We start from the raw sequence: 18714 nt of genomic DNA on the forward strand, positions 1-18714 counted from the left end.
TTACGGCGAGCCTTTTGAGCACCTTGATGGACAACCAGGAACCGCAGGCGGCCCACACCCACCTGCCGCTGGCAGCGCGATGGCGCAGGCTCCGTGCCGCCTATCGCTATGCGAACCTGGCCTCGTACCATTTTCTCGGCTTTGCCATCAAGCTGGTGCTGCTCTTGTATTTCGGCCTGGCGCTGCTGTTCCTGCTGCTGCGCTACGCCATCCTGCCCAACATCGATCTATATAAGAGCGACATCGAAGCGGCCGCCGGACGCGCGCTGGGCAACCGCGTCACCATCGGCCAGCTGGCCACGTCCTGGCAGGGCATCCATCCAGTATTGACGCTGGGCGAGGTACGCCTGATCGACCGCGGCGGGCGCCAGGTGCTGGCCCTGCCAAGGGTCGAGGCGGCGCTGTCCTGGTGGAGCCTGGCCGCCTTCGAGCCGCGCCTGCATGCGCTCGAGCTCACCGGGCCGCAGCTGGACGTGCGGCGCGGCGCGGACGGCGTGCTCAGCGTGGCCGGGGTGCGCCTCGACCCCAACAAGAAGGACGACGGGCGCGGCGCCGACTGGCTGCTGCGCCAGCGCGAGATCGTGATCCGCGAAGGCCGGGTCGCCTGGACCGACGAGCTGCGCGGCCGTCCAACCCTGGTCCTCACCGACGTCACCATGGCCCTGCTCAACCGCTTCGGCGGCGGCCACCGCTTCGCCCTGCGCGCCACCCCGCCGCGCGCGCTCGGCCAGCCGCTCGACGTGCGCGCGCGCTTTCGCCACCGCTTCGGCGCCAGGCCCTCGGACCTGGCGCGCTGGAAAGGCGAGCTGTACGCCGACCTGCGCGACGCCGACCTGGTGGCCTGGAAGCAGCAGGTCGACCTGCCTTTCCAGATGGCGAGCGGACGCGGATCGGTGCGCGCCTGGCTCAACTTCGACCAGGCGCGGGTGGCCGGCTTCACCGCCGACCTGGCCTTGGCCGACGTCAACGCCCGCCTCGGCGCCACCCTGGCGCCGCTGCAGCTGGCCCGGGTCCGGGGCCGCCTGGCCGCGAGCGAAGAGATGCTGCCCGGGAAGGACGAGGGCAAGCCGACCTTCGGCGCTCACGGCCACACGGTCAGCCTCACCGATTTTTCGGTGACCACGCGTGACGGCCGCGCGCTGCCGCCGGCCACGCTGGAGCAGCGCTGGTTGCCGGGAAGCAATGGCAAACCCGAGCGGGGCGAGCTGAACGCGCGCCAGCTCGATATCGGTGCGCTGGCGGCGCTGGCCGGCTACCTGCCGCTGCCGCCCCAGCAGCGCCAGATGCTGCTCGACTATGCGCCGCGTGGACGCCTGCTCGACGTGGCCGCCGAGTGGGAAGGCCGCTATCCGGCCCTGCGCGGCTTCCGCCTGCGCGGCGACGTCGCCGGCCTGGCCCTCAACGCCCAGCCGGCGCGCCCGGCCCAGCCGGCCCGAGATGGCCAGCCGGCGCTGCCCGCGCGCCCGGCCACGCCGGGCTTCCAGAACCTGAGCGGCAGCATCGACGCCAGCCAGAACGGCGGCAGCGTGACGGTCGACTCGAAAGACCTGGTGCTGCACATGCCGGCCTGGTTCGCCGAGCCGGCCATGGCGCTCGACCGCCTCGACCTCAAGGCGCGCTGGAACATCGATCCGGGCCGGCAACTGCTGGTCGAGGTCGAGAAGCTGCAGCTCGCGCAGGGAAGCCTGAGCGCGTCGCTGTCAGGACGCCATACCTTGCCGCTGCAGCCGGGCCATGGCCCCGGCACGGCCGATTTCGAAGGCAGGCTGGACGGCTTCGCGATCGGCAGCATCGGGCGCTACCTGCCGCTGGCCACCCCCGAACACCTGGCCCACTGGCTCACCGGCGCGCTGCAGGGCGGTACCCTGCGTGACGCCAGCCTCCGCCTGCGCGGCGACCTGGCCGAGTTCCCATTCCGCGCCAACAATATGCTCGAGCGCGCGCGCGGCGAATTCAAGGTTGCCGGCCGTCTCGAGAATGCGCGTCTCGAATACGCCCCTGGCCACCGGCATCCGGACGGCACGCCGCTGTGGCCCCTGGCCGAGAATATCCAGGGCCGCATCGAATTCGACCGGGCCCGCATGGAGATCCGTGGCGATCGCCTGAATACGCTGGGCGTGGCGCTGTCGAACGTGAAGGCGGTGATCCCCGACCTGGGCGCGCACGAGCTCATGATGCTGGAGATCGACGGCAATGCCGCCGCGCCGCTGCAGGAATTCCTGCGCTACGTGGCGTCCAGCCCGGTGCCCGAATGGATCGGCCACTTCACCGACGAAACCCGGGCCGGCGGCAACGCGCGCCTGGGCCTCAGGCTGCGCATGCCGCTGGCGCACCTGCCCGACACCAAGGTGCAGGGCAGCCTGCAACTGCTGGGCAACGATGTCAGCCTGTTCCCGGAACTGCCGCAATTGGCAGGCGCGCAGGGCCGCATCGATTTCTGGGAGCGCGGCGTGGCCCTGAACGGCATCGGCGCCAGTTTCCTGGGCGGTCCTCTGGGCCTGTCCGGCGGCACCCAGAAAGACGGCAGCATCGCAATCCGGCTGGGCGGCACCCTGTCGGCTGACGGCATGCGCCGCACCGCGCCGGCGCCGGCGCTGGGGCGCCTGGCCGAACGCCTGTCGGGCAGCACGCCCTATACCGGCAGCGTGCTGGTGCGCGAGGGACGGCGCACGGTCACACTCGACTCGAACCTGGCCGGCCTCGGGCTGGAACTGCCGGCGCCGCTCAACAAGCCGCAGGCCGATGCGCTGCCCTTGCGCTTCGTGCTGGCGGGCGAGCCGACCGTGAACGGCGTGGCGCGCGACGAGATCCGGGTGGCGCTGGGCGAGAATCTGGCGGCGCGTTACCTGCGTGAAAAGCAGGGCCGCGGCCCCTGGACCGTGCTGCGCGGCGGGATCGGCGCCAATGTGCCGGCGCCGGAACCGGACGGCGGCATGATGATCAACGTGAACATGCGCGCCCTCAACGCCGACGCCTGGATCGCGGCGGGCAAGGCGATCGCGGGCGAAGAGGGCGAGGGCGCCGGCGCCGGGGCAGGCGTGGGCTTCGCCCAGTACGTGATGCCGACCCTGATCGGCGGCCGCGTGGGCGAACTGACCATCGGCGAGCGCCGCCTGGCCGACGTGGTGCTGGGCGCGACCCACCTGAAAGAGACCTGGCAGGCCAACCTGCATTCGCGCCATGCAAGCGGCTACGTGACCTGGATCGAGTCCGGCAGCGGACAAGGCATGGGCAAGGTCACGGCGCGCCTGGCGTCGCTGGTGATCCCGCAGTCCGACGAGGCCGAGGTCAAGAGCCTGCTCGAATCGAACCGCGGCGCCAGCGCCACCATCCCCTCGCTCGACATCGTGGCCGAGCAGTTCCAGCTGGCCGACAAGCGCCTCGGGCGCCTCGAGCTGCAGGCGAACAACGTGCAGGCGCTGGCGGGACGCGAATGGCGCATCAACCGCTTGACCCTCGACAATCCGGACGGCCAGCTGAAGGCGAACGGGCGTTGGCTGACCAAGGACGGGCGCAGCAACACCAGCCTGAACTTCGTGCTCGACATCGATGACGCCGGCAAGCTGCTGGACCGCCTCGGCTTCCCCGAGACCCTGCGCCGCGGCAAGGGCAAGATGTCGGGCGACATCGCCTGGAGCGGGCTGCCCTATGACCTGGACATCCCGAGCCTGTCGGGCCAGATCGAAATGAATGTCGAGTCCGGCCAGTTCCTGAAGCAGGACCCGGGCGCCGCCAAGCTGCTGGGCGTACTGAGCCTGCAGGCGCTGCCGCGCCTGTTGAAACTCGACTTCCACGACGTGTTCTCGGAAGGCCTGGCCTTCGACGGCATCAGCGCCAACGCCCTGATCCAGCGCGGCGTGCTGCGCACCGACAACCTCAAGATGCATGGGGTGGCGGCCACCATCCTGATGGACGGCACTGCCGACATCGCCAACGAAACCACCAACCTGCGCGTGGTGGTGATCCCCGAATTCAACCTCGGTACCGGGCCGCTGGTGTATGGCCTGGCGGTGAATCCGATCATCGGCATTGGCAGCTACCTGGCGCAGCTGTTCCTGCGCGCGCCGGTGATGAAGGCGCTGACCTACCAGATGCGGATCTCGGGACCGTGGAAGTCGCCGACCATCGTCAAGATCGACAACCCGCCACCGCCGCCGCCCGAGGCCAGGGCCAAGGCGCCCGCAAGCGCGCGGCCCAACCCGAAAAAGGACTGACATGACAATCGTAGCCGCAGTGCAGATGGTGTCCACCCCGCAGGTGCTTGACAACCTGGCGACCGTGCGCCGCCTGGTGGAGCAGGCCGTGCGCGAAGGCGCGGAACTGGTGGCGCTGCCGGAATACTGGCCGATCATGGGCATGAGCGATGTTGACAAGGTGGCCCAGGCCGAGCCGGAAGGCAGCGGCCCGATCCAGGACTGCATGGCCGAACTCGCGCGCGAGCACGGCATCTGGCTGGTGGGCGGCACCCTGCCGCTGGTCTCGCCGGTGGACGGCAAGGTGCTCAACACCACTCTCGTATATGACCCGCAGGGCCAGGCGGTGGGCCGCTACGACAAGATCCACCTGTTCGGCTTCAACAAGGGCAGCGAATCCTACGACGAAGCGCGCACCATCGTGCCGGGTGAAGCAGTCGGCAGCTTCGCGGCGCCGTTCGGGCGCGTCGGCCTGTCGGTGTGCTACGACCTGCGTTTCCCGGAACTGTTCCGCGCGATGGGCGAGTGCGCCCTGATCATCGTGCCGGCCGCGTTTACCCACACCACCGGCCTGGCGCACTGGGAAGTGCTGCTGCGCGCCCGCGCCATCGAGAACCAGTGCTACGTGCTGGCCTCGGCCCAGGGCGGCCTGCACGCAAACGGTCGCCGCACCTTCGGGCACAGCATGCTGGTGGATCCGTGGGGCGAAGTGAAGGCGGTGCTGCGCGAAGGCGAGGGGGTCATCACCGGGAAGCTGGACGACGACTTCCTGGCCAGCGTGCGTGAAAGCCTGCCGGCGCTGAAGCACCGCAAGCTGTAAGACTGCTCGACCACATCGTGTCTGGGCGCGCAGTTAGCGTCGCCGTCGCAGGTGTTCCGTGTACGCAATCCTACCCACGAACAGGCCATCGTTGCGCGGCTGGGCAAGCTCAACGCGCACGGACAGGATCTCGACATCGGGGGTAAAGCCTACCCTGTTCAGTGCCTCTTCGACACTGGCCTGGTCCTGGCGGCTGGCGCCATCCTTGAAGACAATCTGGAACTGCGCCATGCCGTGGGTGGACGCTCCGGTCACGCTGTCTATGCCCGGCAGCGCTCTCAGCACTTCCATCACCGGTTCGTGTAGGTGTTTCAGGACGCGATTAACGTCCTGCTCCGCGACGCAGAGGTCGACGTAGACAGCCTGCGCGGGCAATGAATCCGCCCGTCCAGCCGAATAACTGCAGAGCAGCAACAGTGCAAGCACCAGACGCCGCATACCCATGTCATTTTCCTTGGTTTGAGCGTCTCTTGGTGAGGCTCAGCATTGAATTATTCGACAAGAACCACGCGTCTAGTAACAGTACGCCAACTTTCAACAGCGCGCGCATGTTTTGACGAATGGTGTTGCCAATAACCACGAATCAATGGCGGCTGTCCGGTGATCAGTGAGCAGAGCGGTTGACGCGAAGATCATGTTGAATACATTGCTGCTGGGCGGCTCGTGTCCGGTACGAGGGCGCGGGATATGGCACAATGCATTCTCCCAATGAGAACGACCGAACGCACAATGAAACCATTCGAACCGAACCTTTCCTCCCTGGCTGTCGCACGCGATGTGCTGCTGACGCCATTCGGCCTCGACGAGGGCAAGCTGCTCAATGCGCTGGGCTCGATGTTCACGCACAAGGTCGATTACGCCGACCTGTATTTCCAGTTCACCAAGAGCGAAGGCTGGAGCCTGGAAGAAGGCATCGTCAAGACCGGCAGCTTTTCGATCGACCAGGGCGTCGGCGTGCGCGCCGTGTCGGGCGACCGGACGGCTTTTTCGTATTCCGATGACATTTCCGAAGCGGCGCTGCTGGACGCGGCCGCCGCCACCCGCACCATCGCCCGCGCCGGCAGTGGCAAGGTGAAGATCGCCACCGCGGCGCGCCCGACCGGCGGCCGCTCGCTCTACCTGCCGCACGATCCGCTGGCGTCTCTCGACGCCACCGCGAAAGTGAAACTGCTCGAGCGCGTCGAGAAGATGGCGCGCGCCAAGGATCCGCGCGTGGTGCAGGTGATGGCCGGTCTCGCCGGCGAGTACGACGTGGTGCTGGTGGTGCGCAGCGACGGCGTGCTGGCGGCCGACATCCGTCCGCTGGTGCGCGTGTCCGTCACCGTCATCGCCGAGCAGAACGGCCGGCGCGAAGTCGGCTCGTCCGGCGGCGGCGGCCGCTACGACTACGGCTACTTCAGCGACGAGCTGCTCGACAAGTATGCGACCGAGGCCGTGAAGTCGGCCTGCGTCAACCTGGAAGCGCGTCCGGCCCCTGCCGGCCCGATGACCATCGTGCTCGGCCCGGGCTGGCCCGGCGTGCTGCTGCACGAGGCGGTGGGCCATGGCCTGGAAGGCGACTTCAACCGCAAGGGTTCTTCGGCCTACGCCGGCCGCATCGGCGAACGCGTGGCCGCCAAGGGCGTGACCGTGGTCGACGACGGCACCCTGCAGGACCGCCGCGGCTCGCTCAACATGGACGACGAGGGCAACCCGACCCAGTGCACCACCCTGATCGAGGACGGCATCCTGAAGGGCTATATTCAGGACACCATGAACGCGCGCCTGATGAAGATGCCGGTCACCGGCAACGCGCGCCGCGAGTCCTTCGCCCACCTGCCAATGCCGCGCATGACCAACACCTACATGCTGGCCGGCGACAAGGATCCGGAAGAAATCCTGGCCTCGGTGAAGAACGGCCTGTATGCGGTGAATTTCGGCGGCGGCCAGGTCGACATCACCAACGGCAAGTTCGTGTTCTCGGCCAGTGAAGCCTACATGATCGAGAACGGCAAGATCAGCTATCCGGTGAAGGGCGCGACCCTGATCGGCAATGGTCCCGAGGTGATGAACAACATCTCGATGATCGGCAACGACATGCGCCTGGATTCGGGCGTCGGCGTGTGCGGCAAGGAAGGCCAGAGCGTGCCGGTGGGCGTTGGACAGCCAACCCTGCGCATTGACGGCGTGACCGTGGGCGGCACTGCCTGAGGCGCGAGCGCGTCACAAGAAGAATGCCGTTCAGGGTAGCTTGAGCGGCATTTTTCATTGGTGGGCCAGGAAGATCCGCGCAGACCGCGGTTTCAAGATGCGGGAGTCTGCTTCGTGCAGGAAAAGTCGGCAGCCGCCAGCGGCAGGTTCTTCAAGCGCTGCTGCAAGCCTGCGACCGGAATTGCGAAACGCGGACGCACGCTGTCAGCGCTGACGCGATAGAAGGCCGCATGTCGTTCTGCCCAGCGGCTGTCGTATTCTTCGCGCGTGATGGCCAGATCGGCGGCGAAATCTCCATCCTCGATTTCCCGCATCAGGGAAGCGCTCCAGCAAGGCAGCCAATGAATCGGGCCGCCTTGAACGATCAGGTGGTACTGCCCGTCGCGGCTTTGGGCAACTGGCCAGGACCTGTAGCGCAGCATTTCCAGGGCACTGCCATTCGAACGAAGCAGCATCAGCCTGGCGGGCTCGGCGGCGCCGACTTTCATCGCGCCGTAATGGCTGCCCGTCACCGCATAAAATTCGCCGCCAATGTCCGCGCCAGCTACGTGCTGCAGCATGCGCGCCTTGAACCAGGTCGGCGGCGGATTCAAGCAGATGACGACCGTCGTGCTGCCGTCGGCCCTGGCCTGGGTCTGCGGCTTGGGGCAATCGTAGCCCTTCAGGTAATCGGTGGCGGCCAGTTCCGCCACAACCAGGGTCAAGCTGCCCGTAGCCTCTTCGAACCTGGGGTAGGTGCTCGGCACTTCCTGCGCGAACGGCGACGCCGCCCGCGCCGCTTGCCATGGCCCCGCGGCGAGGATCGCGGTCATCAGGATCAGTCGTATAGAGGCGCGATGCATGGAGACTCCTGGCGGCTTGACGGGCAGTTGGATTGCTCAATGCCGATCATAGCTTGCCGCCGTACAAAATGAAATGCCGTCCAGGCTCGACTGGACGGCATGGGGCCTGTTGGCGTTTTTGCCTCTACTATCGGTCGTCAGAAGCGGTAGGTCACGCGCGCATACACCGTGAAGCCGAGCGGATCGGTGTAGCGCGGGTCGTAGCCCAGCTGGAAGTTGGTGACCTGGTTGGTGAAGGGCGGCTCCTCGTCGAACAGGTTCTTGATGCCCGCCGTTAGCTCGGCTTTCTTGTTGCCGGTGTAGGTCGCCGCGATAGACCAGGTCGAGTAGTGGCCGACCCGGTTGAAGAACTCGGGCGCGACCGCGGTGTTCTGATCCAGGTAGTGCGACATATAGCGGTTGGCCAGGTTGAAGGTCCAGTCGCCGCGGCTCAAGGTGAACAGCAGGTTGTGGCGCCAGCGGAACACCGGTGTGGCGTCCGCGTAGCGTCCCGCGTTCTCGGTGAAGGGGCCGCCCGGCTCGTTCTGGTAGTCGTACTTGTTGACGTAGGTGCCGTCCAGGTTGACGCTGAAGTTGCCGAAGCGGTTGCGCGGCAGGCGGTAGGCCACCGACAGGTCGAGGCCGCGCGTCTTCACCTCGCCCAGGTTGTCGGTAATCGCCAGCACGTAGAGCAGGGTGGTGCCGCTGGGATCGTAGACGAACAGGTTGGGGTATTTTTCGAAATTGGCGAACAGGGTCTGTTCGGCCAGCGCACTGATCTGGTCCTTCAGGCGGATGTTCCAGTAATCGAGCGAGATCGTCAGCGGCTGGATCGGTTCGAACACGACGCCGACGCTGTGGGTGCGCGAGCGCTCCGGCGACAGCTCCGGGTTGCCGCCCTGGCGGACATATTGCTGCTGGCCGCAGGCAATGTTCGGGTTGGCGCCCGGAGTCGGCACGCCGTTCGGGCACAGCAGCGGGTCGTTGTAGGTGTCCGAGCTGTTGGTGGTGGCCTGCGGACCATACAGGTCGAACAGGGTCGGCGCCCGGAAGCCCTTGTTGAAGGAGCCGCGCACCAGCAGCTGGCGGGTCGGCTGCCAGCGCAGCGCCACCTTCGGGTTGAAGCTGCCGCCGACATCGCTGTAGTGGTCGTAGCGCGCGGCGACGTTGAGTTCCAGGTCCTTGACGATGGGGACGTTGACTTCGCTGAACAGCGCCCAGATGCTGCGCTGCCCGGCCTGGTCGCTGGCATCGGCGTAGCCGCTGCTGGAAGCCTGCGAGGCCAGTGCGCGGTCGACGAAATACTTGGCGCGGTCGCGCCGGAATTCGGCGCCAATGGCAAAGCCGAGCGGACCGCCGGGCAGGCTCAAAAGCTCGCGGCTGGCGCGCGCGTCGATCGCCGCACTGTGGATGCGCGCATGCAGGTATTCGCCGGACAGGATCGAATTGTTCAGGTAATCCGCCCCTGCCGCGTTCTGCGCGCCGAAGGGATTCAGGATGCCGGCCGCCACGCCTTCGATAATGCGCTGGTCGATCACGTAGCCGCCGTTGAAGATGCTTTTCGCCTTGCCCAGCGAGTAGGAAATCCCGGCGTTGTAGTCCCAGCCGGCCACCGTGCCTTCCAGGCTGGCGAGCAGGCGGTCGGTGATGCTGGAATCGAAGTTGTTGCGCGGGCCGGTTTCCAGCGGACGCCAGGAGACGTCGAGCGGCTCGCCCGTCAGTCCGGGGAAGGCAGGGACGATGCCGTTGCCCGGATAAAAGGGACTGTCGCCGCTCATGATCACGCCGATGCCGGACAGGGGCGGCGGCGCGACCTGGGATTCGTTGGTGCTGCGGCCGTGCACGAATTCGAGGCCGGCCGTGTGCTCGCCGAACTTCTTGTTGAGCCGGGCCATGGCGCTGAACTGGCGCGTCTTCGGGATGTTGTCGACGAAGCGGGTGTAGTCGAAGGCGCACAGGGGCGCGTCCGGCAGCGGCACCGAGTCGGGCTGTTGGCAGGTGGGGTAATAGGGATTGCCACTGATGCCGTTGTCGGAAAAGAAGTTGGCGGGGAAGGTGGTGCCGCTGACTTCGAACAGGCCGCGTTCGGGCCGGATGCCGGTGCGCGAGAAACTGCGTTCGGTCGCGCGCAAGGGACTTTGCTGGTGCCAGTCGATCACGCCCCACATGCTCAGGCCGTCGCGTTCGAGGTCGCCCCAGCCGCCCGACAGGTTGATGCGCTGCTCGTGACCGCCGCCGTTGGCCCAGGGCTCGTAGGCTTCCACGGCCAGCGCCGCGCCTTCCACCGAGCGCTTGGTGATGAAGTTGATCACGCCGCCGATGGCGTCGGTGCCGTAGATCGCCGAGGCGCCGTCGCGCAGCACCTCGACACGCTCCAGCGCGGCCACCGGGATGATGTTGAGGTCGACCGAATCGGCGAAGTAGGGGTGGTTCGCCAGCCGCCGGCCATTGAGCAGCACCAGGGTCTTGTCGCCGCCGAGGCCGCGCAGGTCGGCGGTGGCGCGCCCACCCGTGCCGGAGCCGACAGCGGCGGTCGAGCCTTCCGAGGACTGGTTCATCGGGATCGCGTTCAGCACTTCCTGCGCGGTGGCCAGGCCCTGCCTCGCGAAATCCGAGGCGCGGATCGTCGTGATCGGCAGCGAGGTCTCGGCCGCCAGCCGGCGGATCGAGGAGCCGGTGATCTCGACGCGCTGCATGGGCGCCGTGGTGGGTGTGGGCGGCGGCTGCAGGCCGGGCGGCGACGTCTGGGCCAGCAGCGGCGGCGCGCACAGGACGAGGCCGCCGGCGAACAGCCGGCGCAGGATGCGTGCGATGGAGGTTTCGTGCATGATCGGTCCGTTGGTGGATGGATAGGGCGGTACCGGCGCCGGTACCGCTGCCGTGCGCCCGGTCCCGCCCACCGGTGCGGGACCGGGCGGGCGGGGCAGGTGGGCGTCAGAAGGTGTAGCGCGCCCCCAGCGTGTACAGGCGGCCGACGGCGCCGGCGTAGTCGAGCGGGTTGTACGACACCGCGCCGTAGGTCAGCGGATCCAGCGGCGCCACCTTGTCGAAGACGTTCTGGATCGAGCCGAACACTTCCCACTTGGCCTGAGGCTTCCAGCGGAACACCAGGTCGACGGTGGTGAACGAGGACAGTTCGCAATCGGTCGGTGCATCGTTGCCGTTGGCGAAATGGGAGGCGCAGCCCTCCGGATCATCCTTGAACAGGGTATTGTCGATCTTGCCGCGGTAGTTCAGGTTGGCCGACACGCGGAAATTCTCGCGTTCCCAGGTGGCGCGCAGGTTGGCGCGGTTGTCTGGCGTGCCGACGCAGTTGGTCACGTCGCAGTTGCCGTGGGTGCCGGCGAAGTCCTGCGAGGTGCCGTCGCGTTCGGTGCGTACCCACTTGAACAGGTGGGTCCACTTGGCGTCGAACACGAGGTTGCCGTATCCACTGGGCAGCGGCATGCTGTGGCGCGCATCGAGGTCGAGGCCGCGCACCTTGGTCTGGGCCGAGTTGACGTAGCTGGCCAGCACCGCCGTGATGGCGCCGGGATCGCCGGGAATGCCGGCTTCGGCCGTGCTGGGGTCGCGCGCGACGCGCCCGGCGAGGATCGCGGCCGGGATCTGTTCCTGGTTGATCTCGTTCTTGCGCTTGATCTGCCAGTAGTCGAGCGAGATGCTGGTGCGCGGCAGCGGGTCCCAGATGATGCCCACGTTGTAGCTCTTCGAGCGCTCGGGATCGAGGTCGGGGTTGGGCGAAGTGATCAGGGCGATGTTGGCCGGGTTGCAGGCCGCCTCCACGCCCAGCGCGCAACGCACCGGGTCGGAAGCGTTGGTGAAGGCCGCCAGCCCGCCGACCCCGTTTTCCGCCGGGCTCGGCGCGCGGAAGCCGCGCGCCCAGGTGGCGCGCAGCGCGAACTGGCGTGCCGGCGTCCACTTCACGCCCACCTTCGGCGTGTACGCATTGCCGACGTCGGTGAAGTGGTCCCAGCGCATGGCGCCGGTCAGCTCAAGCCCTGGCAGGACCGGCGCCAGCACCTCGCCGTACATCGCAAAGACGTTGCGCTGGCCGTCGTAGGCCGAATAGCCGAGGCCGATGATGTTGCCGCGCTCGGTACCGGTGGTGGGCTGCAGCTCGGCCGACTCGTGGCGGAACTCGGCGCCCACCGCCACCCCGAGAGCGCCGCCGGCCAGCTTGCCGAATTCGCGCGTGGCCTTGAAGTCGATCTGGGCGATCTCGGTATGGGCGTCATTGGTGATTTCCGGCGACAGGGCGGCGTACACGGCCGGCGAATTCAGCCCCGCGTTCTCGGCGATGCGCCACAGGGTGCCGACCGGCAGCGCGCGGTAGCCGGGATTGTTGAGGATCGCCGTATTGATGTTGGCCGCGGTCGGGTTGAGCAGGGCGAAGGTGGCGTCGCGCTGCAGGAAACCGTTGCGGTCCTGGCTGACCTTGCTGCGCGAGTAGAGCAGCGAGGTATCCCATTCCCAGCCGATGCTGGTGCCGCGCGCGCCGACCAGGGCGCGGATGAAGGTCGATTCGATTTCCGAATTGCGAGGCCCGACGTCCGCCGCCAGGTAGCGCAGGCGCGCCTCGCGTCCGAAATACGGATTGTCGGGATGGGTCGGCCCGAAGGCCGCACCGGCCCCGCTCACCGGCCCGCCGGGGTAACCCTGGTTGGCGCTGATGGTCGACGGCGTGGTGGAGGTGCGGCTCAGGCTGTTGTACAGGTTGAGTTCGGTGTAAGCCTCGATATCCCTGGGCAGCTTGAGGGTGCCGCGTCCGAACAGGGACGTGTATTCCTGGTCGGGCTGGATCTGGTTGTACAGGAATGCGGCATCGACCAGGCAGCCGCCGCCCGGGTCGCCCTGCGGGTGGTTGGTGAAGTTGCTGCAGGCCGCCGCCGGGAAGAAGCGGGTGAAGCCGGCGCCGGCCGGATTGCCGCGGTTGTAGTAGTCGAGCGTGTCGGGGTTGCGCACGTTGCCGTTGATGGGGCTGCCGGAAGCGTTGTTGCCGGTGATGGCGCCGGTGCCGCCCAGCGCTTCCTGCGCCGAGAAGCCCCAGGGCCGCAGGTCGGCCTTGCCGACCCAGTCGCGGTTGCCGCGCTCGCGGTTCCAGATCTCGTCGGTCTTCTTGTACTCGAAGTTGAGCAGCACGTTGAAGCCGTCCGCGTCGAGGTCGCCCTTGCCCCAGGTGGCGGCGACGTTGTACTGCTGGCCGTCGCCGGCGGTGGCGGTACCGGCCAGGGCACGCACCGTGCTGCCCTGGAAGTCGCGCCGCAGGATGATGTTGACCACGCCGGCGATCGCGTCGGAACCGTAGATGGCCGAGGCGCCGTCCTTCAGGATCTCGACCCGTTCGACCGCGTCGGTGGGAATGACGTTGAGGTCGGCGAACACCTTCTGTCCGTCGTCGGCCAGGCCGTAGGGCGCCATGCGGCGGCCGTTGAGCAGGACCAGGGTCGAGGCGGTGCCGAGGCCGCGCAGTGAAATGCCGGACGCGCCCGCGGCGAAGCCGCCGCCGAAGTTGGAGGGCACCGAACCCGAGTTGTCGACCGCGAGGGTCTGCAGCAGTTCGGCCACCGTGGTCTTGCCGGAGCGCTCGATGTCCGCGCGGTTCACGGTCTGCACCGACGAGGCGGTCTCGGCCTGGGCGCGGCGGATGTTCGAGCCGGTGATTTCCACACGGGCGACGGGCGTCGGGGCAGCTTCCTGGGCCCGCAGCACGGGGGCGGGCAGCAGCAGGGTAAAGCCGACAGACAACAGGCCGACGGCACCGCCGCCGGCGAAGATGCGCCGCAGGGCGCGCGAGAGCAGGGTTTCAGTCATGTCCGGACTCCAGTGGTTGGGTTGTTCCCGCCGTGTCCACTCCAGCCGATCTTATTGAGGACGATCAAATGCCTGAAAAACTTTTCTTGTGAGAACACAAGATCGGCGCGGGGCGGCGGGGGCTTGAAGCGACTTTTGCATCGCTGGATGAACGGCGACTGATCCCGCTCAAGGTGCGCGAAAAGGCTGGGAACAGCTGTGGGGTTCCCGCAACCGCTTGCCAAATCCTGTCGTGACAGCTGGCGGGACCGTGGGGCGGCGGCGGTCTGGCGCCACGGGAAAAGGCTTGCCAACCGTTACACAATGGCGTTATAGTCAGGCGAACAAGGTCTCCCGACCAGACGGACTATCCATGCGCCAGCACGTTTTCTTTACCTGCTATTTTTACTTTAGCCATTCCAGCCCCTTGGCGGTGGAGTAGCGGCAGGTTCACGCGATTCAAAGAACAGTCCGACGCAAATCCAGACAAACCGCCAGCGATGGCGGTTTTTTCGTTTTCAGCCCCAGCCAAACAGAACACGGAGTACAGCATGCCTCGCACCGACGATTTACGCATCCGCGAAATGAAGGAACTGACGCCGCCCGCGCACCTGATCCGCGAGTTCCCGGTCACCCCGGCGGCGGAGCAGACCGCGGCCAGTGCACGCGTGGCGCTGCACCGCATCCTGCACGGCCAGGACGACCGCCTGATGGTGGTGGTCGGCCCCTGCTCGATCCACGACCCGAAGGCGGCGCTCGAGTACGCGCGCGGCCTGGCCGAGCAGCGCCGCCGCTTCAAGGGCGAGCTCGAGATCGTGATGCGCGTCTACTTCGAGAAGCCGCGCACCACGGTCGGCTGGAAGGGCATGATCAACGACCCCTACATGGACAACAGCTTCCGCATCAACGACGGCCTGCGCATGGCGCGCGAGCTGCTGCGCGACGTCAACGAGCTGGGCCTGCCGGCCGGCACCGAGTTCCTCGACGTGATCAGCCCGCAGTACATCGCCGACCTGATCAGCTGGGGCGCGATCGGCGCCAGGACCACCGAATCGCAGGTGCACCGCGAGCTGGCTTCCGGCCTCTCGTGTCCGGTCGGCTTCAAGAACGGCACCGACGGCAACATCAAGATCGCGGCCGACGCCATCAAGGCGGCCTCGCAGCCCCACCACTTCCTGTCGGTGACCAAGGGCGGGCATTCGGCCATCGTCTCGACCGCCGGCAACGAGGACTGCCATATCATCCTGCGCGGCGGCAAGGCGCCGAACTATGATGCGGCCAGCGTCGACGAGGCCTGCCGCCAGCTGGCGGCCAACGGCCTGGCGAGCCGCCTGATGATCGACGCCTCGCACGCCAACAGCAGCAAGAACCCGCAGAACCAGGTGCCGGTGTGCGCCGATATCGCGGCCCAGATTGCCGCGGGCGACGACCGCATCGTCGGGGTGATGATCGAGTCGCACCTGGTGGGCGGCAGGCAAGACCTGGTGCCGGGACGCGAACTGACCTACGGCCAGTCGGTCACCGACGGCTGCATCGACTGGGAGACCAGCATTGGCGTTCTGGAAGGACTGGCGGAGGCGGTCAAGCAGAGGAGGGTGCGGCCGGAGTAAGTCCCGCCTCGCGCAGCAGACAATAAAAAACGGCGCACCCGCGAGGGTGCGCCGTTTTCATTTGAGCCGCCGGATCAGAACTTGGCGGTCAGGTTCAGGAAGATATGACGGCCCATGGCGTCATACACCTGCGGGTAGGTATTGCCGTTGCCGAACACCGCAGCCACGACACCGGTCACCGGCGGATCTTTATCCAGCGCGTTGTTCATGCCGGCGCGCAGGGTGAAGTTCTTGTTGATCGCCCACTGGCCGACCAGGTCCAGGTAGTTGCGGGCAGCCAGTTTTTCGTCAGCCGGTTCGAAGTCCGTGGCCAGCAGTTCGTTGTCGCTGGTCGCGTCGAGCTTCACGCCCTTGATGTAACGCCAGGTCACACCCACTTCGAGGCCGCGCCACGGAGTGCCCCAGACCGCGCGGATCTTGTGGCGGTACTTCGGCAGCGGCGTGCCGCAGGTGGTGCCGTGCAGGCCGGCGCAGTCGTACTCGCCCGAACCCGGGAAGTCTTCCGACTTGAATTCCTTCAGGACGGTGCCGATGTAGGACAGGTCGAGGCTGCCGTAGCCGGCCAGCTTCATGCCGTAGTTGGCGCCCAGGTCCAGGCCCTTGGTCGAACGCATGCCCAGGTTCTGGTTGGTGGCCACGATGCGGCCGGCGTTCAGCGCCCACAGCGAGCCCAGGCGGTCACGCTGGATCAGCGAGCAGAACTTCGGATCGCCGGTCTGGAGGCACTGGGTCAGGGTGGTCGAGGCCGGCAGGCCGCCGATCACGCCTTCCACCTTCATGTCGAAGGCGTCGATGGTCAGGCTCAGGTTGCGCATCGGGGTCAGCACCAGGCCCAGGGTGTAGGAATCGGATTCCTCAGGCGCCAGGTTGGTATTGCCGCCGGTGATCTGGTTGTACTGGCCGGCAGGGCTGTCTTCGATGCGGCCGTACTGGGCCTGGGTGACGCCGGTGCGGGCGCACTGGGCGAAGCTGGCGCTCGGGGTGGCACCGGCGCAGGGATCGCTGCTCATGCCGAACAGGCTCAGGCCGCTCGGGGTGAACAGTTCCACCACGTTGGCGGCGCGGGCGGCGCGCTGGTAGCTGAAGCGGACCTTGGCGGCCTGGACCGGCGACCATTCGGCGCCGACGCCGTAGGAGTCGGTCTTCTGGCCGGTCGAATAGTCCGAACGACGGAACGATCCGTTCAGCGTCAGCGAATCCGCGAACGGCGCCTTTTCCAGCACCGGGATGCGGGCTTCGGCATAGTAGTCGCGCACGCTGAACTGGCCGGCCACGCCCAGGGTCGGGCCGCCCTGGCCGGCCAGGTCGCCGGTCTGGAAGGCGGTGTCGGTGTCGAGCGACAGCTTCTCGGTGCGGTGTTCCCAGCCCAGCGCCAGGCCGATGCCGCGGCTGGCGGTCGGCAGCTTGATGCCGTATTCGCCCAGGTCGGTCGACAGGTTGATGCCCTGCACCGACTGGTGGGTGCTGCCCTTCTGGAAGCCCGGGGTCTGCAGATAGTTCAAGGCTTCCGGCGTGATCTGGCCCAGCGACCAGATGTTATACGGGACGCAGTTCGGATCGGTGCCGTCGACCACGCTCTGGCAGACCGGCTGGCCGTTGGCCCCGGTAACGACGTTCAGCGCGCGGCCGATGCGCACGTTGGAGAAGTCGTTGAAGTAGGTTTCCGAGTACAGCACCTTGCCCACTTGCGCGAAGGCGTCGTAGGTCCAGTTGCCGATGTCGCCCTTGATACCGATCACGCCGCGGTACGAGGTGTGGCGCTGGTCGTCCTGGCGGCCGCCGCCCTCCACGTTGCGGCGGAAGATCAGGGCGTCGGCGGTGCTGCCCGGACCGGTCAGGCCGAGCTGGGTGCGCCATGCCTGGCTCAGGAACGGGTTTTCGTAGCGGATCGCGTTCGGGCCCGAGGCGTCGAAGCCGAACAGGCCGGACGGGGCGATCTGCGCCACAGTATGGTCGTCGTGGAAGCTGGCCTCGGTGTACAGGCGCGCGTTATCGTTGATGTCGTAGTGGGTGAAGCTGCTGAAGGTGTAGCGCTCCGACGGACGGCGGAAGTAGTTCAGCGGGCCGTAGTTGTACTGGTCGGTCGCGGCCACGTAGGGACGTACGCCGCCGGCGTTGTTGGCCACGGTGTAGCTGTTGCCGTTGGCGAGGATGAAGCGGCCCGGGAAGCTGGTGCCTGAACCGCCGCAGTTGAAGGTGTTGCCCGAGCTGAAGCCGTCCAGCGAGCAAGCGGTGAAGTCGCGCTCGGACTGCAGCAGCGGGTCTTCCTTCTTGTAGCCGATGAAGGCGACGGCATTGCCGCGGCCGTCGGCGAAGTTACCGCCCAGCAGCAGGTTGACGTCCTTGACCTTGCCGTCCGCGCTCTTGTCGTCGGGCACCGGGAAGTTGCGGCGTTTGGCGGCCTGCGCTGCCGCGCCATCTTTCTGCTCGTGGTTGTAGAACGCGTAGTTCGACTCGATCTGCACGCCCTGGAAATTGTCGTTCATGATGAAGTTGACGACACCCGCCACCGCATCCGAGCCGTAGATGGCCGATGCGCCGCCGGTCAGCACCTCGACGCGCTTGATCAGCGCCGCCGGGATCTGGTTCAGGTCGGCTGCGGTATTGCGTGGCGAACCTGCCGGCAGGCGGCGGCCGTTGACCAGCACCAGGGTGCGGTCGGCGCCGAAGTTGCGCAGGTTGACGGTGGCGGTACCGGACGAGCCGTTCGAAATCGAGCCGCCCTGGTCGGCGAAGACTTGGGGCAGGTTGTTCAGCAGGTTTTCCACCGAACGCGTACCTTCGAGCTTGATGTCCTTGGCGCCGACCACGGTCACCGGGCTCACGCTTTCCAGGTTGGCGGTCGCGATGCGCGAACCGGTCACTTCCACGCGCTGCAGCTGCTGTCCTTCGGCAGGCGCTTGCTGCGCGTCCTGCGCATATGCGGAGGCGGCGAATGCCATGCCGCCCGCGAACATCAATCGAACCGAACGAGATAATACTGTTTCAACCATCATGTCGAGCTTCCCAGGTAAGCTCCGCGGCTCTTTTTATTGCGTCGGCCACGGAGAAGTTTTCATGACATTGCCGTGCAAGTGCAAAATCGGCATCGTTTCCTGCACGGCAATAAATACAGTGGCATACATACGTTGTCAATTGGAATGTCTGTACAAGTAGAAAAAACAACTGCTGAGCAAATGTCTTTACAAAAAGAATATTTGGAGTTATACGCCGGACATAAAATGGAATAGGAAGGCCCCGGCCCGGGATGCTGTCCGCTCAGCAAAATTTGCGTTATCGTTACGCGCTTG

General features: G+C 66.7%; 10 protein-coding genes. 4 read left to right on the forward strand and 6 right to left on the reverse strand.

Annotated elements, in window-relative coordinates:
• Positions 1-26: 26 nt before the first annotated feature.
• Both LK542_RS01450 and LK542_RS01455 read left to right on the forward strand, forming a co-directional pair.
• A complete protein-coding gene (locus LK542_RS01450; RefSeq protein ID WP_227810530.1) occupies positions 27-4214 on the forward strand; it encodes a YhdP family protein in 4188 nt (1395 codons plus the stop codon).
• Position 4215: 1 nt separating this feature from the next.
• On the forward strand, positions 4216-5013 hold the full coding sequence (locus LK542_RS01455) for a carbon-nitrogen hydrolase family protein (protein ID WP_227810531.1): 798 nt from the start codon (positions 4216-4218) through the stop codon (positions 5011-5013).
• 33 nt (positions 5014-5046) lie between these two features.
• On the opposite strand, the gene LK542_RS01460 is transcribed toward LK542_RS01455, so the two are convergent.
• Positions 5047-5457 (reverse strand): hypothetical protein, encoded by a 411-nt coding sequence (locus LK542_RS01460; protein WP_227810532.1) that lies wholly within the window; start codon positions 5455-5457, stop codon positions 5047-5049.
• 285 nt (positions 5458-5742) lie between these two features.
• Here LK542_RS01460 and tldD point away from each other — a divergent pair, with 285 nt between their 5' ends.
• Positions 5743-7203, forward strand: coding sequence for a metalloprotease TldD (tldD, locus tag LK542_RS01465; RefSeq protein ID WP_036245025.1), 1461 nt, complete (start codon positions 5743-5745; stop codon positions 7201-7203).
• A gap of 92 nt (positions 7204-7295) precedes the next feature.
• Here the strand turns inward: tldD and LK542_RS01470 are convergent, their stop codons facing one another.
• The 4 genes from LK542_RS01470 to LK542_RS01485 form a co-directional block, all read right to left on the reverse strand.
• Positions 7296-8045, reverse strand: a complete 750-nt coding sequence (locus LK542_RS01470; protein ID WP_227810533.1) for a hypothetical protein — start codon at positions 8043-8045, stop codon at positions 7296-7298.
• A 137-nt stretch (positions 8046-8182) separates the two neighbouring features.
• Positions 8183-10852: a TonB-dependent receptor gene (locus LK542_RS01475; protein WP_227810534.1), complete on the reverse strand. Its 2670-nt coding sequence runs from the start codon at positions 10850-10852 to the stop codon at positions 8183-8185.
• A 106-nt stretch (positions 10853-10958) separates the two neighbouring features.
• A complete protein-coding gene (locus LK542_RS01480) occupies positions 10959-13835 on the reverse strand; it encodes a TonB-dependent receptor (protein ID WP_227810535.1) in 2877 nt (958 codons plus the stop codon).
• A 346-nt stretch (positions 13836-14181) separates the two neighbouring features.
• Complete coding sequence (locus LK542_RS01485; RefSeq protein WP_227800228.1) at positions 14182-14367, reverse strand: hypothetical protein; 186 nt, start codon at positions 14365-14367, stop codon at positions 14182-14184.
• On the opposite strand from LK542_RS01485, the gene aroG reads away from it, so the two are divergent.
• Positions 14366-15424: a 3-deoxy-7-phosphoheptulonate synthase AroG gene (aroG, locus tag LK542_RS01490; RefSeq protein ID WP_227810536.1), complete on the forward strand. Its 1059-nt coding sequence runs from the start codon at positions 14366-14368 to the stop codon at positions 15422-15424. The two genes, LK542_RS01485 and aroG, sit on opposite strands and share 2 nt — an antisense overlap.
• A gap of 74 nt (positions 15425-15498) precedes the next feature.
• Here the strand turns inward: aroG and LK542_RS01495 are convergent, their stop codons facing one another.
• Positions 15499-18366 (reverse strand): TonB-dependent receptor domain-containing protein, encoded by a 2868-nt coding sequence (locus LK542_RS01495; protein WP_227810537.1) that lies wholly within the window; start codon positions 18364-18366, stop codon positions 15499-15501.
• Positions 18367-18714: the final 348 nt, after the last annotated feature.

Source organism: Massilia sp. IC2-477 (genome assembly GCF_020707265.1).
Lineage (GTDB): Bacteria > Pseudomonadota > Gammaproteobacteria > Burkholderiales > Burkholderiaceae_D > Telluria.